This window comes from Streptococcus sanguinis (assembly GCF_900475275.1).
GTDB lineage: Bacteria > Bacillota > Bacilli > Lactobacillales > Streptococcaceae > Streptococcus > Streptococcus sanguinis_N.
Genome location: NZ_LS483364.1, coordinates 1,165,551 through 1,187,533 on the forward strand (window position 1 = coordinate 1,165,551; position 21,983 = coordinate 1,187,533).

24 protein-coding genes are annotated in these 21,983 nt (G+C 42.0%); 3 read left to right on the plus strand and 21 right to left on the minus strand.

Translation table 11 applies throughout. From position 1 onward, the window contains the following. Positions 1-157: 157 nt before the first annotated feature. Positions 158-796 carry a hypothetical protein gene (locus tag DQM55_RS06040; protein WP_002909737.1) on the plus strand — a complete coding sequence of 213 codons (639 nt, stop codon included), beginning with the start codon at positions 158-160 and terminating at the stop codon, positions 794-796. 79 nt (positions 797-875) lie between these two features. Here the strand turns inward: DQM55_RS06040 and xerS are convergent, their stop codons facing one another. From xerS to DQM55_RS06085, 9 genes are all read right to left on the minus strand, one after another. After that, positions 876-1,946 (minus strand): tyrosine recombinase XerS, encoded by a 1,071-nt coding sequence (xerS, locus tag DQM55_RS06045; protein WP_002909738.1) that lies wholly within the window; start codon positions 1,944-1,946, stop codon positions 876-878. Positions 1,947-2,124: 178 nt separating this feature from the next. Continuing rightward, positions 2,125-2,574: a MepB family protein gene (locus DQM55_RS06050; RefSeq protein ID WP_111675818.1), complete on the minus strand. Its 450-nt coding sequence runs from the start codon at positions 2,572-2,574 to the stop codon at positions 2,125-2,127. Positions 2,575-2,626: 52 nt separating this feature from the next. Then, positions 2,627-3,412 carry an alpha/beta hydrolase gene (locus DQM55_RS06055; RefSeq protein ID WP_111675819.1) on the minus strand — a complete coding sequence of 262 codons (786 nt, stop codon included), beginning with the start codon at positions 3,410-3,412 and terminating at the stop codon, positions 2,627-2,629. Beyond that, the gene (locus tag DQM55_RS06060) at positions 3,409-4,305 is read right to left on the minus strand and encodes a hypothetical protein (protein WP_145980189.1); all 897 of its coding nucleotides are present in this window, start codon (positions 4,303-4,305) and stop codon (positions 3,409-3,411) included. Before DQM55_RS06060 ends, DQM55_RS06055 begins: the two co-directional genes overlap by 4 nt. 188 nt (positions 4,306-4,493) lie before the next feature. After that, on the minus strand, positions 4,494-4,754 hold the full coding sequence (locus tag DQM55_RS06065; RefSeq protein WP_111675821.1) for a hypothetical protein: 261 nt from the start codon (positions 4,752-4,754) through the stop codon (positions 4,494-4,496). A gap of 289 nt (positions 4,755-5,043) precedes the next feature. Continuing rightward, positions 5,044-6,618 (minus strand): signal recognition particle protein, encoded by a 1,575-nt coding sequence (gene ffh, locus DQM55_RS06070; protein ID WP_111675822.1) that lies wholly within the window; start codon positions 6,616-6,618, stop codon positions 5,044-5,046. Positions 6,619-6,654: 36 nt separating this feature from the next. Further along, positions 6,655-6,870, minus strand: a complete 216-nt coding sequence (locus DQM55_RS06075; protein ID WP_111675823.1) for a 2-oxoglutarate:acceptor oxidoreductase — start codon at positions 6,868-6,870, stop codon at positions 6,655-6,657. A 2-nt stretch (positions 6,871-6,872) separates the two neighbouring features. Further along, positions 6,873-7,205 (minus strand): putative DNA-binding protein, encoded by a 333-nt coding sequence (locus DQM55_RS06080; RefSeq protein ID WP_032907526.1) that lies wholly within the window; start codon positions 7,203-7,205, stop codon positions 6,873-6,875. Between the two features lie 152 nt (positions 7,206-7,357). Continuing rightward, on the minus strand, positions 7,358-8,056 hold the full coding sequence (locus DQM55_RS06085; RefSeq protein ID WP_002909746.1) for a GntR family transcriptional regulator: 699 nt from the start codon (positions 8,054-8,056) through the stop codon (positions 7,358-7,360). Positions 8,057-8,294: 238 nt separating this feature from the next. Between DQM55_RS06085 and guaA the strand changes: the two genes are divergently transcribed. Next, positions 8,295-9,857, plus strand: a complete 1,563-nt coding sequence (gene guaA / locus DQM55_RS06090) for a glutamine-hydrolyzing GMP synthase (RefSeq protein ID WP_048773442.1) — start codon at positions 8,295-8,297, stop codon at positions 9,855-9,857. A gap of 120 nt (positions 9,858-9,977) precedes the next feature. Here the strand turns inward: guaA and DQM55_RS06095 are convergent, their stop codons facing one another. The 9 genes from DQM55_RS06095 to DQM55_RS06135 all read right to left on the minus strand — a co-directional run bounded on the left by DQM55_RS06095 (position 9,978) and on the right by DQM55_RS06135 (position 18,192). Continuing rightward, positions 9,978-10,958, minus strand: a complete 981-nt coding sequence (locus tag DQM55_RS06095; protein WP_002904478.1) for a DUF1002 domain-containing protein — start codon at positions 10,956-10,958, stop codon at positions 9,978-9,980. A gap of 276 nt (positions 10,959-11,234) precedes the next feature. Beyond that, positions 11,235-12,089, minus strand: a complete 855-nt coding sequence (locus DQM55_RS06100) for an alpha/beta hydrolase (protein WP_002900377.1) — start codon at positions 12,087-12,089, stop codon at positions 11,235-11,237. A 114-nt stretch (positions 12,090-12,203) separates the two neighbouring features. Then, positions 12,204-12,806 (minus strand): lysozyme family protein, encoded by a 603-nt coding sequence (locus DQM55_RS06105; RefSeq protein WP_111675824.1) that lies wholly within the window; start codon positions 12,804-12,806, stop codon positions 12,204-12,206. Beyond that, positions 12,806-13,780: a nucleoid-associated protein gene (locus DQM55_RS06110; protein WP_111675825.1), complete on the minus strand. Its 975-nt coding sequence runs from the start codon at positions 13,778-13,780 to the stop codon at positions 12,806-12,808. Before DQM55_RS06110 ends, DQM55_RS06105 begins: the two co-directional genes overlap by 1 nt. A gap of 1 nt (position 13,781) precedes the next feature. Continuing rightward, on the minus strand, positions 13,782-15,044 hold the full coding sequence (gene glyA / locus DQM55_RS06115; protein ID WP_002895517.1) for a serine hydroxymethyltransferase: 1,263 nt from the start codon (positions 15,042-15,044) through the stop codon (positions 13,782-13,784). Between the two features lie 47 nt (positions 15,045-15,091). Then, complete coding sequence (locus DQM55_RS06120) at positions 15,092-15,682, minus strand: L-threonylcarbamoyladenylate synthase (RefSeq protein ID WP_111675826.1); 591 nt, start codon at positions 15,680-15,682, stop codon at positions 15,092-15,094. Then, on the minus strand, positions 15,675-16,505 hold the full coding sequence (gene prmC, locus DQM55_RS06125) for a peptide chain release factor N(5)-glutamine methyltransferase (RefSeq protein WP_111675827.1): 831 nt from the start codon (positions 16,503-16,505) through the stop codon (positions 15,675-15,677). Before prmC ends, DQM55_RS06120 begins: the two co-directional genes overlap by 8 nt. After that, positions 16,505-17,584 (minus strand): peptide chain release factor 1, encoded by a 1,080-nt coding sequence (prfA, locus tag DQM55_RS06130; RefSeq protein WP_004186927.1) that lies wholly within the window; start codon positions 17,582-17,584, stop codon positions 16,505-16,507. Before prfA ends, prmC begins: the two co-directional genes overlap by 1 nt. Positions 17,585-17,619: 35 nt before the next feature. Beyond that, positions 17,620-18,192 carry a thymidine kinase gene (locus DQM55_RS06135; RefSeq protein WP_111675828.1) on the minus strand — a complete coding sequence of 191 codons (573 nt, stop codon included), beginning with the start codon at positions 18,190-18,192 and terminating at the stop codon, positions 17,620-17,622. A gap of 105 nt (positions 18,193-18,297) precedes the next feature. Between DQM55_RS06135 and DQM55_RS06140 the strand changes: the two genes are divergently transcribed. Then, positions 18,298-18,498, plus strand: a complete 201-nt coding sequence (locus tag DQM55_RS06140) for a 4-oxalocrotonate tautomerase (protein ID WP_223310287.1) — start codon at positions 18,298-18,300, stop codon at positions 18,496-18,498. 87 nt (positions 18,499-18,585) lie between these two features. On the opposite strand, the gene DQM55_RS06145 is transcribed toward DQM55_RS06140, so the two are convergent. Genes DQM55_RS06145 through DQM55_RS06155 form a run of 3 tightly spaced genes read right to left on the minus strand, consistent with a single transcriptional unit; the run spans position 18,586 to position 21,982 of the window. Next, on the minus strand, positions 18,586-19,845 hold the full coding sequence (locus DQM55_RS06145) for a dihydrolipoamide acetyltransferase family protein (protein WP_111675829.1): 1,260 nt from the start codon (positions 19,843-19,845) through the stop codon (positions 18,586-18,588). Positions 19,846-19,858: 13 nt separating this feature from the next. Beyond that, positions 19,859-20,890 carry an alpha-ketoacid dehydrogenase subunit beta gene (locus DQM55_RS06150; RefSeq protein WP_111675830.1) on the minus strand — a complete coding sequence of 344 codons (1,032 nt, stop codon included), beginning with the start codon at positions 20,888-20,890 and terminating at the stop codon, positions 19,859-19,861. Between the two features lie 18 nt (positions 20,891-20,908). Beyond that, on the minus strand, positions 20,909-21,982 hold the full coding sequence (locus tag DQM55_RS06155) for a thiamine pyrophosphate-dependent dehydrogenase E1 component subunit alpha (RefSeq protein WP_111675831.1): 1,074 nt from the start codon (positions 21,980-21,982) through the stop codon (positions 20,909-20,911). Between the last annotated feature and the right edge of the window lies 1 nt (position 21,983).

Genomic DNA, 21,983 nt, shown 5'->3' on the forward strand with positions numbered 1-21,983 from the left:
ATAAAGAAAACCAAGCTCTCGAAGAGTTTAGTTTTTTATGTAAACAGTATATTTCAAATCAACAACATTCTTACGTTTCCTTAACCAGCTAGTTTTCTCTAGGTTTTATCTACCAGATATGATAAAATGATAGGGAACCAGAGAAAGGGGTGCCTTGATGCAAAAAGTCCCAGTAGAAAGCCTTGATCTGTTTGAGCAGTTGGATCGCACAGTTGTAGCTTTTCTGAAGAAAAAACCATCTCCTAATCCAGACAACTTTTATGTTAGCATATCTCCAGAAGATTATGAGAAAAAGAAAGAAGAATTTGAAAAATCAGGCTATCAAGCCGTGAAATTACCGCTTGGCATGGCGTTAGATAATGTTATTCAGCAACCTTCTTTCCAAAACCTAGTCATTGGCGGGCTCTACATGGTAGATGTCTTCGTTCCCAAGGAAGATCTGATGCCCTTGAAGGACCTTGTCGACAGCTTTTGCATCATGTTTGCAGCAGCTAATAACCGGATAGAGAATATCAAGGCTTACGATTTGATGAAGAGTAAGACAGTTTACTTTATAGGAAAACTCTTTACGGATAATCCTCAGCCGGGTGATGAAATTAGCTTTGAAGGGCTGAATAGAGAGACAGCAGAAGGCTCCTACGAAGCGGTCAAATGCTTCCTAACTAGAGAAAGCGCTGAAAAGTACAACTCTAAAAATCGACCTGTCACAGCAGCAAATCTAGAACATCTCAAGCACTTCTGGGGCAAACCGCTGATTGTTGAACCTCATCGTAATTATTGGATTGAGTTTTTATAAGAAAAAGAGCGAAGCATCTAAACTAGATTTTCGCTCTTTTGTTATTATTGTTTTATTTACATATTTTAAATTATGTAATTTATAGTTTGTCCAAAGCGTTCTTTTGTTCATCATTGACAATGTGGGTGTAGAGGTCCGTTACCTGAGTGCTAGCATGCCCTAGCTGATGACTGACGAGAACTTGAGATTTGGTTGCATCGTATAAACGTGTAGCAAGTGTGTGGCGGAGTTTGTGAGGCGTCACTCGCACCTTGAAGCTCTCAGAATACTTGGCCACCATTTTTTCAACACTGGAAGCATCGATTCGATTCGGAGTGCCTCGGTATTCAGTCAAAAAGAATGCTGTATCCGTCTTTTCGGCCTTGTATCGTTTGCTTCGAATACTCAGGTACTCCTCTAAATAGGACTTGGCAAAAGCAGCAACATTGACAGAGTCCCTTTTTCCGCCTTTTCTTGTCACTTCAATGACCATCATTTTGAGATTGATGTCTTTCAGATCCAGATTAACAGCTTCAGACAGACGAACGCCAGAGGCTAGTAGCAAGGCAATAATGGCTAGATCACGTTCCTTGTTCTTGTTGAAGGAGGACAGAGCTCGATTAGAGAGTTTCTTGGGGTACTCCGTATCAATATACTGGAGAAATTCTTCTGTCTCATCCCCTAAAAAGAGCTTCTGCTTAATATTCTCTGCACGGGCTGCCAGAGTTTCCTTTTTCTTCTTAGTAGCAACTTTTTTCATCACATTTCGATAGAAGTAAGGCTCGCCCTGTTCGTTTTCGACTTCCTCAGTCAAATATTTGTAGAGGCTAGATAAAGCCGAAAGAGTCCGGTTAATGGTTGTCTGGGAAACACCATTTTGAGTTGTATTGGCATTGAGAAGCGGCCGCTCGCGCAGATAAAGAATGAAGGCTTCCATGTCTTTTTTGGTCATATTTTCCAAGATTGAGAGAGGAATCTCAGCAATATGCGAAGCATCCGTGATACCAGATTCTAGCATCCAGTTAAAAAAGCGATCATATTCTTTGAGATATTCGTATAAGGTTGTAAAACTATAAGGCACCGCCAGCTTAGACTGGTAATATTCCAGAATGTACCAGGGCATAGTGGCTTTGAGTCTATCAATTCTTTCTAATAACAGTTCACGTCTCATCACATTTCTCCGTTTTTTCTATAATGGTAGTATAGCATATCTAGATATATTTTTCAAGAAAATTATAGTTTTTCGGAAAGATGATAGAGGGAAGTAAGCAATCTCACTTTACTACAAAATAGATAATAAAAACAAGACAGAATTGATGAGCTAAACTCTGTCTTGTTTTTCCTAAAACTTATTCTTCTAATTCGATTTTTTGAAAATAATCCAGTTGCCATTTTTGTGTTGCCTGAGCTGTTTTATTTAAATGTGTGCACCAGGACGGATAAAACCGCATAGCCATCTTTCCTTTACAATCCTTTGTAGAAAGAATTTTTTTACTAATAGCCACCTCTTTGGGAGTTATAAATAAACCGCAATGACAGTCGTCGATAACGACAATAACCAGTTCATCACCCAAGTCTCTATCAGTATAAGGAATATTCTTGTTGTCTTGGTCTTTTTTCCAAAAGACTGTAAAGTATCCTTCTTTTTTGGGTGTTTTCTTTGCCAAACGGCATCTTTTATATTCTTGATTATCCTTTGGCTTAATTAAAATGCTTTCATAGTCTTCGTCTTCGTTCCATTTTTCATTTACCAGATCAAAGTCACCATAATACCTATGGAGAATGTCTGTCATTTTCATTGTTTTATTGCCTTTCTAATTTTTATTAAAATTAAATTATGTAAAATAATTATTAGAATAAAAACTCCCTAATCAAATCAACTACTTGCTCATTTTGCGGCAGTAAAGAATGATGGGCGTCCTTGCCTACGATGACGACCTCTCTGTGTGAAGCAATCTTTCCTTTATAAATCAAACTCCCAGCTTCTACACTGCTTTTATGGACAATTCCGTCTCCATCTCGGAAAAAGATTCCCAAAATTGATAAATGCTGAAGCTTTTTAGGAAGTTTTTCCTGATTGGCTACAAAGTCATCTAACATCTCAACTCGATGATTGAGATTTTTCTTGTTCAGATTATAAGGACTGCCAATAGTCAGGAGCTTTTCCATCTCCACCCCAGAATGGTTTGCAAGGTATTGCTGCAGGAATACTGTATAAATTAGACCACCGTTAGAGTGCCCCAGCGCCTTAAAACTGTTAAAAGAATACTTATCTAGCAAGACAGTCAAGGCAGCATCAAACATGGCCGCCTGCTGCTTGATGTTTTCATAACCATCGCGATTATTTTGAAAGCCAACCACAAAAATAGGATTTCTGTCCTTGCGCTTCAAATGCCCTCTGTAGGTCATGTGTCCGTCATTCCAGACTTTAATACGGACCAGACTATGACGCGGATGCTGATTCCGATTGAGCTTTTTAACCATTCGATTAAATCTATTTTCTGTTGCCGAACTACCTGGAATCATGATAATAGGATCAATTGATTGTTTGCTGGCAGGCAGCTGTTTGATTGATCGCGCAACTAAATTATTAATCAGAGTATTAATTTTTAGAAATAAAGCTGTAAAGTAATTCATCTTATTAATAAGTCTTTGTATATTCTGTTTCGTCTATATTTAAAAACTTTTTGGATTTTGATGACCTCATTATTATTAAACCTTATAAAATAATTAAAAAAATTATTATTCCATTGAGCATATTTGTAGTTTATTTTAGACTTTACCTTTACAATTTCGCTATTTGGAAAACCAATTAGGTCAATAATTTTAGGAAGATCAAGATTCCTCTTTATAATTCTCCTAATTTTTCTTTGATTGACTTTCATTTTAACAGGTAAATTGCTGTTAGATATTTTTTTCTTTATTAATAATTTTTTTCTGAAATATAAGACTAACTTTGTTTTATAATCAAAATCTACTCCATAAATTATCCATTTGCGTTTGGAGCGTTTATCAATACTAGCTAAATTAAGTCTATTGTCCTTACTATAAAACTCAAGCGCCTCATAGTCTTGTCGTGTAAAAGGAAATTTATTTTTATACTTTATATATTCTAAAGAAAATGACAATCGAAAGGATAGAAGAATAAGAATTATAGTGTACATCCACGCATCATTGTAGGTTAAAGCTCTTTCCGTATTTTGCTTGTTGGCAACAATCATACTAGCTAAAAATATTGCAATTTCTATACCAAGTCCTAAAAACTTTTTATATTCAATCCAATTAAAAGCTGTTTTTTGAAAGAAATCATCATGCAACTCTGGTTTTAAATATAAAAAACTTGTTATAAATTTTCTATATAGAACCAAAGATATTAATGAGTATAAAACTGAAATGCCAATTATATTCTCCCAAACAAGTCCTCCCCATTTTGTCTGAGATTCTAAACTCATATTTTTATCATAAGCAAAACTATAATCTCTTGTGAGGAATCCTAAACATCCTAATAAAAAGAAAGAAATAAAAAGCATACTAAGAATTCTAAGAAAAGTATTATCAAAACATTTCTTTCTATTCAATCTAAAAATAAGAAAAATAAATATACAGTTCACAATAAAGAAGTAAGATAAATAGCTATTGTGACCATCATACTGTTGTGTATTGAATATAATGGAATACCAAGTATAATAAAAATAATCTTTTATTAGATTCACTCATCTTACTCCTGATTCTGTTTTAAAAGTTTAATTGCACAATAATGAGGGAAAACATAGTAAATAACTGTGTCTCCGTGAGTGGCAATATTTTTACCACTAAATATAGCTAGAGCACACCAAGCTACAACAACTGTTAAAAAAATATTATAAAACACTTCTGCTGCTTCAACATTAAAGTAATTTTTTGTATTTTTAGAATATCTAAAATCAGAAGTGTTTCTTATATAATGGAAATCAAATGTTGTAGAAAAAACTATAAACATAAAATATATCCAGTATTCACTAATGCATCCTATTATGTTAATGAAACTTAAAAAATGTACTAGAAAAATATATAGTAGAATATTCAAAAATACTAAATACAAGCTTTTTGGTACAGTTCGATTGATTATAGAAAATTTTATCAACAGTTTATCAGCACATCTTTGAAAAAATCTCAATAAAAAATATAAGAGTAAGTAGAATATAAAGCTAAAAATAAGCATATAATAAACCAAATATACCTTTACAAATAAACACAATTAAAACTAGTAAGAGAATAGTCAAGCCTCACTACTTCCGCTTCTTCTTGTTTTTCTTCATTTGCTTGGCCATTTTGTTCATGCTGCGGCGCATCAGAAACTCCCCGGCCTTGCCCTTGAGGCCGCCGCCAAACATTTGGCTCATATCCGGCATGCCGGCTCCTCCTAAGCCTGACATATCTGGCATACCGCCTTGGCCCATCATGCCTTCCAGAGCTGACATGTCGGGGATTCCTCCGCCACCAGGCATGTTCTTAGGCATATTGTTTGGATTAAGACCCATTTGCTTCATCATCTTGCTCATATCGCCTGACAGAACACCCTGCATCATCTGCTTAGCTTGATTGAAGTCTTTGATAAATTTATTAACATCGACGAAACTGTTACCTGAACCATTGGCAATCCGACGGCGACGGCTAGGACTCAGCAAGTCAGGATTTTCCCGCTCAGCCGGTGTCATAGAGGATACAATGGCACGCTTGCGAGCAATTTCTTTCTCATCAACTTTGATATTCTTGAGGGCAGGATTATTGGCCATGCCTGGAATCAGCTTGAGCAAATCCTCCATAGGTCCCATGCCTTGGACTTGATCCAGCTGATCAATAAAATCATTGAAATCAAAGGTGTTTTCCCGCATCTTTTCAGCCATTTCAAGCGATTTTTTCTCATCGTATTCCTGAGAGGCTTTTTCGATCAGAGTCAGCATGTCCCCCATGCCCAAAATCCGGCTGGACATGCGGTCTGGGTGGAAGGTTTCGATATCAGTGATCTTTTCACCGGTACCAGTAAATTTAATAGGCTTACCAGTAATCTGACGGACAGACAGGGCTGCACCGCCACGGGTATCACCATCAATCTTAGTCAGGATAACCCCGGTCACTTCCAGTTGGCTGTTAAATTCACGAGCGACATTAGCTGCTTCCTGACCAATCATGGCATCGACAACCAAGAGGATTTCATTCGGATTAGCCAGCGCTTTGACATCAGACAGCTCCTGCATGAGCTTTTCGTCAATCTGGAGACGCCCAGCCGTATCAATCAGGACATAGTCATTGTGGTTGGCTTTTGCCTGATCTAAACCTTGACGGACAATCTCAACAGCTGGAACTTCAGTGCCTAAAGCAAAGACAGGAACATCAATTTGCTGTCCAAGTGTTTTCAGCTGATCGATAGCCGCCGGACGGTAAATATCCGCCGCAATCATGAGCGGACGAGCATTTTCTTCTTTCTTGAGCTTATTAGCAAGCTTACCGGCAAAGGTAGTCTTACCAGCCCCTTGCAGACCAACCATCATGATAATAGTCGGAATTTTTGGTGACTTGATAATCTCAGCAGTATCAGAGCCCAGGATAGTTGTCAGCTCTTCGTCAACAATCTTGATGATTTGTTGCGCTGGATTGAGGGTATCGATAACCTCATGGCCGACAGCCCGCTCACGGACTTTCTTGATAAAGTCTTTGACAACCGGCAGGGCAACATCGGCTTCTAAAAGGGCCAGACGAATCTCTTTGGTTGCTTCCTGAACATCGCTCTCTGAGATTTTTCCTTTTCTGCGCAGATTTTTAAAGACGTTCTGCAAACGTTCCGTTAAACTTTCAAATGCCATATTTTATTTCTCCTAGTTTCTATGTTTCTATTTCAATCAATTCGGTGGAAATTTTCCAAAACGTGTTAAACAAGCATATTCCTCAGCAGAGACTTCTTTCATAATCTCATTTGGGTACCCCCAGCAACTGAAACCTTCTTGCATTGCCTTAGAAAGATCGTCAGGGGAGATGAGTTGTACCCTGGCAGGAAAAGATTCTTCCAACTCCAACAACCAGCAGGACATTCCCTTGTAGATAACTTGTTTAGCCATAGTCACTCTCGGTTGTCAATACCAGACAGAATCCCGATCTGCTCCTGCAGATAGCTGTCGTCAGGGTATTTCTCTGTAATCTGGTCAAATATCTGACTTCTGACAATGTAGTCCGAGTACATGTGCAGCTTTTTCTCATAGTCTTCCAGAATCTTCTCCGTCCGCTTGATATTATCATAAACGGCCTGACGGCTAACACCAAACTCCTCGGCAATCTCCGCCAGACTGTAATCATCTGCATAGTAGAGCTCGATATAGTTCATCTGCTTGTCAGTCAAAAGCGCCGCATAAAACTCAAAGAGAGCATTCATTCGGTTTGTTTTTTCAATTTCCATAAGAAACATTATACCAGAAAAGCATGATAAACTCTAGTCTGACAAGGGAAATAAACACTCGAAATATGAGATTGCAAAACTACAATCAGCTTTTTCTTCCGAGTAAAAGACAAGTTAAAAACCCTTGGTGATAACCAAGAGTTTTGCAATAATTAATTGTTTTCTAAATAAAATTCAAAACGATCGCCGACATACTGGCTTTTTACATATTCAAAAGCTGTACCGTCATCAAAGTAAGAAATCTGAGTCAGTCCTAAGATAGCATGGCCACGGGGAATATCGAGGTAATTGGCGATTTTTTCCTTAGCCAGCCGAGCATAAATCGTCTGCTGAGACTTGCCAATCTTATAGCCATGTTCCTGCAAGGTCTGGAAGAAATGACTGGTCACCTCTTCTTTTTTGAAATTCTTAATGAACTTCTCTGGAATTGAAGCCACCTCGTAGACCACCGGCAAATCGTCAGCGTAGCGAACCCGCTCCATCCGAATGACATTTTCTGTCTTATGGATGCCTAGCTTTTCCACTTCCTGCTCACTCGGCAGGGTACGCCGATAAGAAATGAGCTGACTGGATGGCGTTTTGCCTTGAGCTTTCATGATTTCCGTGAAGCTGGTGGTGCCGCGCATTTTCTCCTGAACGCGTGTGCTGGCTACAAAGGTTCCACTACCGACCCGACGCTCCAGCACTCCCTCCTCAACCAAGAGTGTAATAGCCTGACGCAGGGTCATACGGCTGACCTTAAAGGTTTCGGCTAGATCTCGCTCGCTGGGCAGGCGCTCCCCAATCTCCCAAACGGCATCGTCAATATCTTTCTTAATCTGATCATGAATTTTGATATATGCGGGCAACATGTTGACTCTTCTTTCTTATTTGGTACCTTCCTTTATTTTAGTACCAAATACTTCAAATGTCAAACTAAATGATAAGTATTAGCTCTCAAATGCTTGCTTTTCTCACGATTCTAGCTGTTTAGCCAAATAAAGACTCATATTCGCTTTTTCATCACTCTTGCTCCTTATTACCTTGGAAAAATTCCTTTTTTGTGATAAAATGAGGGGAAAAGATTACTTCTTTTAAGAAAGGGAACAGATGACAACTAGAACTGAATTGCAAGATGTCGAAAAGATCATCGTGCTTGATTACGGCAGCCAGTACAACCAGCTGATTTCACGCCGCATTCGTGAAATCGGTGTTTTTTCTGAGCTCAAGAGCCACAAGATTACTGCAGACGAGGTCCGTGCTATCCAGCCTGTCGGGATTATCCTTTCCGGTGGTCCGAATTCTGTATATGAAGACGGCTCCTTTGATATTGATCCGGAAATTTTTGAGTTGGGAATCCCGATTTTGGGAATCTGCTATGGTATGCAGCTGTTGACTCACAAGCTGGGCGGCAAGGTTGTCCCTGCTGGTCATGCTGGAAATCGTGAATATGGTCAGTCGACTCTGTCACATACTGCTAACTCCAGCCTTTTCAACGGAACACCTGAAAGCCAGCTAGTTCTTATGAGCCATGGAGATGCAGTAACAGAAATTCCTGCTGACTTTGTCCGTACTGGTACTTCTGCTGACTGTCCTTTTGCAGCAATTGAAAATCCTGCTAAGAAAATCTACGGCATTCAGTTCCACCCTGAGGTTCGTCACTCAGAGTTCGGTTATGATATTCTTCGTAACTTTGCTCTTAATATTTGTGGAGCTAAAGGCGACTGGTCTATGGATAACTTCATTGACATGGAAATTCAAAAAATCCGCCAAACCGTTGGTGACAAGAAGGTGCTGTTGGGACTTTCTGGTGGTGTAGACTCTTCTGTCGTCGGTGTTCTCTTACAGAAAGCAATCGGTGATCAACTAATCTGTATCTTTGTGGATCATGGTCTTTTACGTAAAGGCGAAGCTGATCAGGTCATGGATATGCTGGGCGGCAAATTTGGTTTGAATATCATTAAGGCAGATGCTGCTAAACGATTCCTTGATAAACTAGCCGGTGTCTCAGATCCAGAGCAAAAACGTAAAATCATTGGAAACGAGTTTGTCTATGTCTTTGACGACGAAGCCAGCAAACTAAAAGATGTAAAATTCTTGGCTCAAGGAACTCTCTATACAGACGTTATCGAATCTGGTACCGACACTGCTCAGACTATCAAGTCTCACCATAACGTTGGTGGTCTGCCAGAAGACATGCAGTTTGAGCTGATTGAGCCACTGAACACGCTCTATAAGGATGAAGTGCGTGCTTTGGGTACCGAGCTTGGTATGCCTGATGAAATTGTCTGGCGCCAGCCATTCCCAGGACCAGGACTTGCTATTCGCGTTATGGGAGAAATCACTGAGGAAAAATTGGAAACTGTCCGCGAATCTGATGCTATTCTCCGCGAAGAAATCGCCAAAGCTGGTCTTGACCGCGACATCTGGCAATACTTTACTGTTAATACTGGAGTCCGTTCTGTTGGTGTCATGGGTGACGGCCGGACTTACGACTACACAATTGCGATTCGCGCTATCACTTCTATTGATGGCATGACAGCTGACTTTGCCAAGATTCCTTGGGATGTTCTGCAAAAAATCTCTGTTCGTATCGTCAACGAGGTGGATCACGTCAACCGCATCGTCTACGATATCACTAGCAAACCACCTGCAACTGTTGAGTGGGAGTAACAAGTAAATCATATTTAAAAAATCCTCCACCGGAAGACTTCTGATGGAGGATTTAACGCATAAAAAAACAAACAAGGCTGGGACATTTTAGTCCCAGCCTTGTTTTATATAGTCTTGAAATTAACCGCCAAATAATCCTTTAAAGAAGTTGACAATGGCATTCCAGATATTAGAAAAGAAATTACCGCCTTCTTGAAGGAGGCCGTTTGCATCAAAGTTGAGGTTAATATTGTTAAAAGTATCCCCTGCCTTTGAAACAATGCTGTCTTTCAAGTCACTAAGTGTCTTTGTAAAGTCAGAATCTGTAATGACTCCACTGTTTGAAAGATTGATAGCGAAATTCACGATGAGGTTGATTTGGTCACTGGTCACTGACTGAGTTAGACCGTAGTTTTTCAAGGTTTCTTCAACAATCTTACGAACATCATCTGCTGTCAGATTGCTGTTGTTCTTCTTAGCATTGGCAATAGCCGCTTTGATATCAGCCAAGGCTACGTTGAGCTTGTCTGCGTCATAGCCTTCCTTACCTGTATTTTCAGCATTGATGCCAGAAAGGGCAGCCAGTTCTTCCTGTGCTAGATTTTTATTTTCCTGAGGAATGGTCGCGCCATTATCCTCTAGAGAGTAGTAAATCCCTGCCAAGGCGCTCTCACCTGTTACCGGAATTGGTGCTGCAACGGTAATCTGCGCGTGCTGAACACCCAGAGTAACAGCTGCATTGCGATACATATCTTCTGTAACCTTAGTGATGTTTTGCGGAGTGACAATTTTGACCTCTAATGGCTTGTTGCCGCCTAACTTCTGGATTTTTACAGAAGAATAAAGCTGCAGACTAGGGTCGTTGGCAACATCCATGATTTTAGAGTAGACTTCCGGTGTCATGGTCTTAAGTGGCTTGCTGTCACTAGATGAATTGTAGCCTAGCATTTGCAAGGTCTGCTGTTTTTGGCTTTCATCCAAGGAATAACCCAGCACATACTCTGGCTGCACGTAAGTCTCATCAATGACTTTCTGAACATTTGAATTGGCAGCTGCGGTCGATACAGTAAACAGAGTAGCCAGCAAGGCTCCTGCTGTCATTAAAGTTTTTTTGAATTTCATATTTTTTCCTCTTTTCCCCTCGCTATAGTTTCCCAAATTCTATAGCTGTTTTATACAGTAAACTTTCTATCTGACTGCCTCTAATTTCTGTTTCTTGAGCTTGTGATTTTCGCTCCTTTTGATGTTTAGAGTGCTTCAGTTAAGTTGCTGCAATGATGGAGTTATTATTATCTCATCCATTGAGGGCTTGAGATAATAGATACATTTTACAACATTTCTCAAAGAAGTTCAAAGAAAAAACAGTCACTGGATTTGCTTGCCAGTAACTGCTCTTTTCTACTTTTTCCAAAGGAAGTCAATCAGTAATTCGTCTACTTCTGGATTCTCATGCAATTGGCTGTGCTGAGCCAACTGGCCTGTAATTTTCTTTTCCTGGTAAGATTTAGCATTCTCAACTAGGAGATATTTGAGGCTGCGGGAAGAGGTATTGAGTACGGAGCCATCGGATTCATTTTTGAAATCGCCGTAGATATTAAGAACATCAACCTGCTCTTGTGGATATACTTCTCGTAATCCCAGTAGTTTTTGATAAGTCTGGCTCATAGTACTAGGCTGGCCAGTTTGGTCGTCTAGGATACTCAAATCTTCAGGCAAGTCTCTTCCTTCTAGACCATTAACATGGTTGGCAATATTGACCTGCTTTTGCAGCTCGGGCAGCTTTTCATCCTGGCCGTTCTCCAGCATATAAAAGAGGATGGACATATTTCCCATCGAATGACCTACCAGATTCATCTTATCAAAGCCATAAGTTTCTTGTAGCTTGCGAATCACAGCTGCTGCATATTTGCCGTCTTGAGCATAATCGGCATTGCGGTTATCTTCATAGTTTACCTTAATAATGGGATTGATAGCACCTTTCGGTATCTCTCCTAATAAGCTTACTTGCTCATTTTTACTGACATTTGCCGTGATAATTGTCTGAGTGACTCCAGCTTTTTTGGCTGCCTCTGTCATATGGTTTTCAGCATTAGAGCTGGATCCAAAACCGTGGAAAAACAAGGTCGGCGTTGTTGACTGCACATATTGTTTTGTATTGAGACTAGTAGCTTCTTTATGGTTGTAAAAAGCTGTTAGACCGGCAATTGTCACCAAAACCAGAATGAGGAGCTTAAAACCAAGTTTCTTGTTCATTTTTCATTCCTTTTTATGATAGATGTACAAAATTATATCATGTATCCATCGTGGTTACAAATATCTGGATTATTACTTCACCATCAAAAAAGAAAGAAGCTTAACCACTTCTTTCTAAAACCATTTTAAGAGACGCATGATGTGCATATTCATCTTGACCTGACGGGAATAATAATAATTACCGCCGTTGATATAGAGCTCTGGGCCGTGGAAAATAGAAATAAAGTTATAGTAGCCGTAGGTCTTGCCAGTTACATTTCCTAAGCTTGGCGCTACTACATCTTTTGAATATTTCTTAGCCAGCTCCAGCGTATTTTCGCCACCGTTTTTAGCGACGTAGTCGATATAGGCCTGACCGAAATTATAGGCTTGTACTGCTGTCCAAACATCTACCTTTTTCTCGCTGGCTAACTCTAGGTTATCAGACAGGGTCTGGACGCCCTGGCGAATACTTTCTTTGTTGTCCGTGATGGCATTGGTCTGACCAGTCGCGCTTTCACTGGACTGCATGACATCAGTGTCTTTTCCCTTGGTCTCTGTATAAATCATGGCCAGTACCAATTCTTCATTGGCCGCTGTATCCTGCTCGTCCAGCACTTCTCTGACTAAGCTCTGATACTTCATGACCTGCTTGACATCATGATGAACCTGATAAATCTTGTAGCAGGCAAAGAGCACGAAAAGGACTAAAATCAGTCTTCTTAGAAATTTAAACATTATTTATTTTGGATATCCTCGATGTTCTTAATCAAAATAGAATAGGTCCCGTTGTCGTTCTGTATAAATTCTACAGACTCTGCGTCCTGATAGACATTATTAGGAACGATGAGCTCAATTCCATTTGAAAGGGAGAGTTTCTGATTTTCGAACTTCTTCTTCTGGCGGCTGCTGTCAATCTCATCAAACTTGACTGGCTCAGGAATAGATTCCTTGACTTGGTCAATAAAGGTAAGTCGGGCAGTCAGATTGCTATCAAAAAGATCATCGGCCAGTTTCTCAGGCGACAGTTCGTCATTTTCTTCCAGATTTTTGAAAATACTGGATTTGACCTTGGATTGGAACTGAAAATCGTCTTTGTTAAAACTTTCAGCAACTTTTTGAGCAGTCTTTTCAAGTGCTTTGATTGATTTCTTGGCTGAGATTGTCGGATTGACCTGCAAGAGATTGTCTGACATATAATTGAGAAAGGCACCGTTATACTTGATGCGCTTTTCAATCAGATGGTACTTGCGAGATTTGAGATTGATGACCAAAGCCTCGTCTGCCCCCGTACCAAAGCCAGGCAGATTGTTCTGCGTCAGTTTGATGGGATTGTCAACCTCACCACCTGAGTGAGTAAGTGTTTCCCGCAGAGCAATCCGCAGAAAAGCAAAGTGCTCCACACCTTCTTTGTCAAACTGGACAAAAATCAGATCGTTGGTTTTCTGGTTTTCACTGACAGAAAACTCCTCCTGCCAGAGCTTGGCCACTGTCACTGATGTTTCCAATAGGTCGTCTGAAAGCTGGGCTAAAAAGACGTTTTCAGGATCGAAAACACCTGTTTTAGCATCGTCAGAATAAACCCTCTCAATCTTCTTGCGCAGGTATTCTTCAATCTTAGGAGTAATGTTGAGAAACTTATCTGCCAGCAGCAGTTCGGTATCAGCTGGGCTGAATTGATGAATAATTGCTTTTTTTACGTAAATATCCATCTTAGTTCAAGCCCTCATAGAGCGGAAAAGCGTCCGTTAGTTCGCGAACTTCCGCCCGCACTTGATTCAGCACTGCTTCGTTTTCAGCGTTTTCCAGAGCCTTGATAATAAGCTCGGCTACCTTGATACTTTCTGTTACACCAAAGCCTCGAGCTGCAATGGCTGCTGTACCGATACGAATCCCGCTAGTCTTAAATGGTGACAAAGTCTCGTAAGGGATGGAGTTTTTATTAAGCGTGATATTAACCTCATCCAAGAGATTTTGCGCTACTTTCCCATTTTCTACAACTTTAGTGACATCAACCAAGAAAAGATGATTTTCAGTACCGTCAGAAATCACACGGAACTTATCATGCTGACGGAAGACTTGGGCCATAGCTTGGGCATTATCCAAAATCTGCTGGGCATAAACCTTGAAAGCTGGGTCAAGCACTTCTTTAAATGCAACTGCTTTGGCTGCAATGACATGCTCCAATGGTCCGCCTTGAATTCCTGGGAAGATAGCTGAGTTGATCTTCTTAGCCAATTCTTCATCATTTGTCAAGATCAAGCCGCCGCGAGGGCCACGCAAGGTCTTGTGGGTCGTCGTGGTTGTGATATCCGCATAAGGCACAGGGCTAGGATGGAGGCCAGCAGCAACCAAACCAGCGATGTGAGCCATATCTACCATAAGCTTGGCACCCACTGCATCAGCGATTTCACGGAATTTTGAAAAGTCGATGATGTGAGAATAGGCTGAAGCCCCTGCCACAATCAGCTTAGGCTGAACTTCTTTGGCTTGCTGGAGGATAGCATCAAAGTCCAGTAATTCTGTTTCGGGATCTACGCTATAAGATACAAAATTATAGGTTTGCCCAGAGAAGCTGACTGATGCACCGTGTGTCAAATGACCACCTGCAGACAAATCCATACCCATAACTGTATCACCTGGCTCAATCAAAGCCATATAAGCTGCACAATTTGCCTGACTGCCTGAGTGAGGTTGTACATTGGCAAACTTGGCACCAAAGATTTCCTTGGCGCGTTCAATTGCCAGACTCTCAATCACATCCACTACATCTGTCCCACCATAGTAACGGCGACCTGGGTAGCCCTCAGCGTACTTATTTGTCAAAATAGAACCTTGAGCAGCCATGACAGCTTTTGAAACGACGTTTTCTGAAGCAATCAGCTCAATGTTATGTTGCTGACGTTCTTCTTCTTTAGCAACTGCTTCCCAAATCTCTGGGTCAAATGCTTTGTAGTCTTCTTGGTCAAAAATCATAAGGTGTCTCCCTTCTTTTGCGAAAATAGGACCTTAGGTCCTAAAAGTTAAAATTTTATATCATTTACTTGGGCGAGAATATCCTCGCGAGTGATTGCCCCTTGGCGTAAAATAAGAGCCTTTTCTCCAGACAAGTCTAGAATAGTTGAATCCTGACCTGTCAAAGATGCATCATCTTCTACACCTGAGATCTCTTCTTGAAAATCCATCATAATCTGCTGGAAAGAAGTTCCACTAGCTTTTCCAGAAAGATTGGCGGATGGACCAATCAAGGGACCGTACTTCCGAATCAAGTCCAGGGTAACTGGATGATTAGGAATCCGAAAACCCACGGTTTCCATAGCTGAGTTTATCCAAGCTGGCACTCGGTCATTGGCCTGGAGGATAATAGTCAGCGGCCCAGGCAGAAATGTTTGATAGAGTTTATCCAGATAACTGGGCTGGTTCTTGGAAAAAGCATATATTTCTTCCAAGCTAGCAACATTGAGATTAAGAGCCTTGTCACGAGGTCTTCGTTTTAATTCGTAGACTCGCTCAACTGCCTCTTCATTCAAAGCCTGGGCAAAGAGGCCATACACTGTTTCCGTGGGCAGGACAACTGCTCCGCCTGCTGCCAGAGTCTTTTCTATCTTATCCATTGTCAACCGCCACCATTCTATCTTTGCCAAATTGATCTTTCAAGACTCGGATTCGTTTTTGAGGAAAAGATTTTTTCAATAACTCCCTGACACCGTCTCCTTGCTTGTATCCAATTTCCAGATAGATTTTTCCTTTATCTGTCAGATAGTCCCCTGCTTGCTCAGCTATTTTCCGATAGACGGCATAGCCATCTTCCTCAGCAAAGAGGGCCATGTGAGGTTCTGAGGTCAAAACATTAAGTCCAACCTCATCCTTATCCGCTTCAGAAATATAGGGCGGGTTAGAGACGATAATGTCAAATTTTCCACTAATAGCATCCAAGCAATTAGATTGGACAAAAGTAAGGTTAAGTCCGCAGGACTGAGCGTTTTCTGCTGCCAAGGCAAGAGCATCGCCAGAGAGATCAGATGCAGTAATCTGCCAGTCTGAACGGCTGTTTGCCAGTGCCAGAGCAATGGCTCCGCTACCCGTTCCGATATCCAAGACAGACTGAGAACTTTCGGGATTTTCTGACAAAATCAGCTCCACCAGCTCCTCCGTCTCAGGCCTTGGAATCAACACACGCTCATCAACCTTGAGACTCAAACCTAGAAAGTCACTGCTGCCAATGATATACTGAGCCGGCTTATGGGCAAGCAGCTGCTCTTGAATTGCTTTTAGCTGTTTACGGTCTTCCTGGCTGACTTCTGTCCGAAGTTTGAGAACAAAGTCGGTAAAGGAGAGCTTATTGAGAGCTCGATAAACGAAAGACAGGCTTTCTGCTTCTTCTCCCGCTGCTACTAACTCCTGCTCTAGCTCCGCCAAATATTGAGCCAATGTCATTATTTATTCAGCTCTTCTAGTTTTTGCGTTTGGTCATAGAGAACCAGAGCGTCAACGACTTCATCCAGTTTGCCAGCTAAAATCGTGTCCAGCTTTTGCAAGGTCAAGCCGATACGGTGATCTGTCACTCGATTTTGCGGAAAATTATAGGTGCGAATCCGCTCTGAGCGATCACCTGTACCAATTGTGGACTTGCGCTCTGCATCCTGCTCATCTTGAGCTATTTGAGCAAAGTGGTCTGCTACACGAGCTCGGATGATTTTCATAGCCTTATCCCGGTTCTTCTGCTGAGTACGCTCTTCCTGCATTTCAACCTTGATATTGGTAGGCAGATGGACGATACGAACAGCAGTTGCAACCTTATTGACGTTCTGTCCGCCAGCACCAGATGCATGGTAGATGTCAATACGAAGATCTTTAGGATCAATGTCGTATTCTACTTCTTCGATTTCTGGCATCACCAAGACAGTTGCTGTTGAGGTGTGAACGCGACCTTGGCTTTCGGTTACAGGAACCCGCTGTACGCGGTGAGCGCCAGATTCATACTTAAGCTTTGAGTAGACCGACTGACCTGAGACCATAGCGACCACTTCCTTGATCCCGCCTACACCATTATAAGAGGCCTCCATGACTTCGAAGCGCCAGCCTTGGCTTTCAGCATATTTTTGATACATCTGCAAGAGGTCTCCTGCAAACAACTGCGCCTCGTCTCCTCCTGCAGCCCCGCGGATTTCAAGGATAATATTCTTATCATCGTTTGGATCCTTCGGTAAAAGGAGGATTTTTAGTTTTTCCTCGTATTCCTCTTTTTCAGCCTTGGCATCTTTAAGCTCTTGCTTAGCCATTTCTTCCAAGTCAGCATCACCAGAGGCGTCTTTTATCATTTCTTCAGCGTCTGTGATGTTTTGCAGGACTTTTTTATACTCGCGGTATGCCGTCACTGTATCTCGGGTGCTGGCTTCTTCCTTAGAAAGATCCATAAAACGCTTGGTATCGCTGACCACATCTGGGTCGCTTAGGAGTTCACCAAGCTCTTCGTAGCGATCTTCAACCGCTTGTAACTGTTCATAGATGTTCATAGATTTTTCATCATCTCCTTTTTTCTATCGTTGGATTACTTAATATCGGGGTTAAAATAGTGCTTTCGGCAGACTGAGATATAGGTCTCGTGGCCGCCAATTTTAATCTGCTCTCCGTCATAAACCGGCTTTCCGTTATCAGTCCGTAAAACCATGGTAGCCTTACGAGAGCAATATTGACAAATCGTTTTAATCTCCTCAATCTTGTCAGCCAAGAGCAAGAGGTGCTTGGAGCCTTCAAAAAGTTCATTGCGAAAATCGTTCTTCAGACCAAAAGCCATAACCGGAACATCCAGCTCATCCACCACTCTAGCCAAATCATAGACATGATGGCGTTTCAAGAACTGAGCCTCATCAATCAAAACGCAATAAGGTTTTTCAGGCAGTTGCTGGATATAGCCAAAAATATCCGTCTGGTCTTCAATAGCCAGAGCATTCCGCTTCATGCCGATACGACTAGAAACAACGCCGAAACCATCGCGGGTATCAACAGCCGAGGTCATGATAACTACGCTCTTGCCTTGTTCTTCGTAATTGTGGGCGACTTTTAAAATCTCAATGGTCTTGCCCGAATTCATCGTGCCATATTTGTAGTATAACTGAGCCATAATTTAAATCTTTGCTAATTCACTATCTCCATTTTTACTTCACATTATTTTACCATAATTCACTACTCTTTAAAACCTCATTTATGATAAAATAATGATAAAGAAATAAAGGAGGCAGAAAATATGCCATTTGTTAGAATTGATTTATTTGAAGGACGCACTCTAGAGCAGAAAAAAGCTCTTGCCAAGGAAGTAACTGAAGCCGTTGTCAGAAATACTGGCGCACCTCAGTCTGCTGTCCATGTCATCATTAACGACATGCCAGAAGGAACCTACTTCCCACAAGGTCAAATGCGGGAAAAATAAAAAAGAAAAGCCAGCAGTTTATAGGCATATACACTGCCGGCCTTTTTCTTTATCATCCAGGAATGAAATTCATTATTCATTCATTTATCAGAAAACCAAGTCGTAAGGAGACTCCAACTTGTCCGCTAGACTGGCTAAGAATTCCGCTGCGGGCTGACCATCTACGACTTGATGGTCAAAAGTCAAGCTGAGCGGCAGGAATTTCTGCTCGTAGACCTGTCCTTGGCTGTCAAGAGCCAGCGCCGTTTGCAGGGCACCAACTCCTAAAATCGCCACTTCTGGAGTATTTAGGATAGGTGTGAAATATTCAACCCCTGCTGCCCCGAGATTGGTAATACTGAAGGTTGAACCTGAGTAAAGAGCTGGATCTAAAGTGCCTTTACGAGCTTGGGTGGCCTCTGTTTTGATAGCTAAGCCCAAGTCAGCCAGCGTTAGCTTATCCACATGACGAATGACTGGCACCACCAGACCATCACTAAGCGCAGTCGCAATACCGATATGAATATCTTCTACTTCCTGATACTGACCATTGAAATACCAAGCGTTGAGCTGAGGGTGATCTTTCAACGCCTTGGCAACTGCCTTTGTCAGCAGAGTCGTGATGCTGATTTCGCCATTTTCTAGAGGAGAAGCCACCTTATCTTTCATATCCTGTCTAAAGGTCATCAGCTTGCTGATATCCACCTTACGGTGCAAGGTCACCTGAGCCGATGTCTGGAGACTGGTCATCATCCGCTCTGCAATAGTCTTGCGTATGCCTGTCAATCCTGCGCCATAGTCAGCCTGACTAGTCGGCTGAAGGACTGCAGAGCTATTTTCAGGTGTTTGGCTTGGAAGCGCCTCTGGTTTATGATTCTCTACATCCCGTCGGGTAATGCGGCCCTTGCCTCCCGTTCCTGAAATCATGGAAATATCATATCCTTTTTCCTTAGCAATCTTGCGGGCAAGAGGAGTGATGAAAATACGTCCCTGTTCACTGTTTCCGGCTGAGTTGGAACTTGCTGCGGCAGTTTTTTCTGCTAGTCCAACCCTTGCATCAACTACCCCCTTTTCACTTTCTGATTTATTCGCAGAGACTTCTTCCGTCTCCATACCTGGAATAGATTCTCCCGCTTCACCAATCCATGCAATTACTTTCTTGCACGGGACAGTATCGCCCGCCTGACTGATAATTTTTAAAATCACTCCTGCGCTTGGCGCCTCTACATCGCTGGTCAATTTTTCAGAACTGATTTCCAAGACAGGCTGACCAGCAGCTACGGTGTCGCCTTCCTTGACCAGCCAGTTATTTATCAGACCTTCGGTCATTGTTAAGCCTAGCTTAGGCATTACAATTTCTGTAGCCATACTTGCCTCCCTTCTATCTCTTCAGATCGTCAATCAATTCTGCAGCAACAGTCAGAACCTTATCAGCATTAGGGATATAGAGCTGTTCCAAATTCACCGCAAATGGTACCGGCACATTTGGCGCGCAGACGCATTTCACTGGGCCGTCTAGATAGTCAAAGCATTTGTCTGTCACAGCTGCTGCAATATCCGTCGCGGTGTTATTGTGAGGGTTGGATTCATCAACGATAATCAACCGTCCAGTTTTCTTAACTGATTCAAAGACAGTCTCCTCATCCCAAGGAGCTACCGTTCTCAAGTCAATGACTTCAACCGAAATACCATCTTTTTCCAAGCGATCCGCTACTTCATAAGCTACATAAAGCATCTTACCGATAGTAACGATAGTGAGGTCTGTTCCTTCACGGCGGACAGCAGCCTTCCCAATTGGAACTGTATAATATTCTTCTGGTACCTCTCCCTTGATACCATAGAGAGTCTTATCTTCTGAATAAATCACGATATTGTCGTCTTCAATGGAAGCCAGCAGTAACCCTTTAGCATCATACGGAGTTGCTGGAACAACTACCTTTATACCAGGAATAGATCCAAAGAGACCGTAATATGAACCCGAGTGTTGAGCTGCAGCCGAAGCTCCTGCCCCATGCATGGTCCGCATTGTCATCGGAACCTTGGCCTTACCGCCAAACATATAGCGCATTTTTGAGCCTTGCCCCAGAATGGCGTCAAAGCAGAAACCGATAAAGTCATTGAACATCAGCTCCGGTACTGGCCGCAAGCCAGTTAGGGCCATTCCAACAGATGCTGACACGTATCCGTGCTCAGAAATCGGAGTATCAATCACCCGCTCTCGGCCATATTTTGGCATAAGCCCTTTGGTTACACCCATTACACCGCCCCAAGCATCTTCGTTTTCTTCTTCCAAGTGCTTGATTGTTACACCGCCAGCAATATCTTCTCCCAGAAGGATTACGGTGTCATCTTTTGCCATTGCCTGATCCAGCGCTTCATTGATTGCTTTCATAAATAACAGTTGTCTAGCCATTTGTTCAACCTCCTTCTATCAATCAGCAAATACATCTTCCAGCAGAGACTCGGAACGAGGAATCGGACTGTCTTGAGCAAATTTGATAGCTTCTTCCACATCCTTTCGAGACTCCTCTAATATGGCATCAAGTTCCTCTTCAGTCAAGAGGCCATGCTCGATAGCGTAGTCACGGAAGACGTCCAGAGCATCCACATCAGCCCAGTCTTTTTCTTCACCTTCCAAAGCCTTATACTTCTGCTCATCCCCTTCAAAGTGACCATGATCGCGATATGTTACAGCTTCAATTAAGGTAGGCCCTTCACCTCTACGAGCCCGCTCTACAGCTTCCTTGGCTACTTGGTAGACAGCGAATAAATCCTTACCATTAACCCGAACGCCGGGCATATTATAAGCAGCCGCTCTCTCAGCAATGGTGCCAGACGCTGAAGAATACCATTGCGGTGTCGATTCTGCAAAGAAGTTGTTTTCATTGACAAAGATAACTGGCAGTTTCCAAATTGATGCCATATTGAGACATTCGTGGAAATTCCCTTCATTGGCCGCACCATCACCGAAGAAGCAGACAGCTACACTGTCGGTTTTCAAGTACTTGTTGCGCATTGCTGCACCGGTAGCTAGACCAAAGCCTCCACCAACCATACCATTGGCACCGAGGATTCCCTTGTCCAAGTCAGCGATGTGCATAGATCCGCCTTTTCCTTTTCCAAGCCCAGTCTCCTTGCCAAAAATTTCTGCCATCATTCCCTTTAAATCACCGCCCTTAGCAACACAGTGACCGTGTCCCCGGTGAGTACTGGTAATATAGTCCTGGTCTGTCAGATTGGCACAGACACCAGTAGCAATCGCTTCCTCTCCAGCATAAAGGTGAACAAAGCCAGGAATCTGTCCTGCAGCAAAGAAACGCCGTGTATTTTCCTCAAAATTTCGGATATCCCACATGGTTTTATACATGGTCTTAGCTTTTTCTTTGGAAATCTGCTCCACCTCAACTTCGGTAGCATCATGGACTTTTAAATCGACTAGCTCTGATACAGCACTTTGGTTTCTTGTTTTGGTCAATCGTTGTGGTAAATCTTTATAATTTGACATA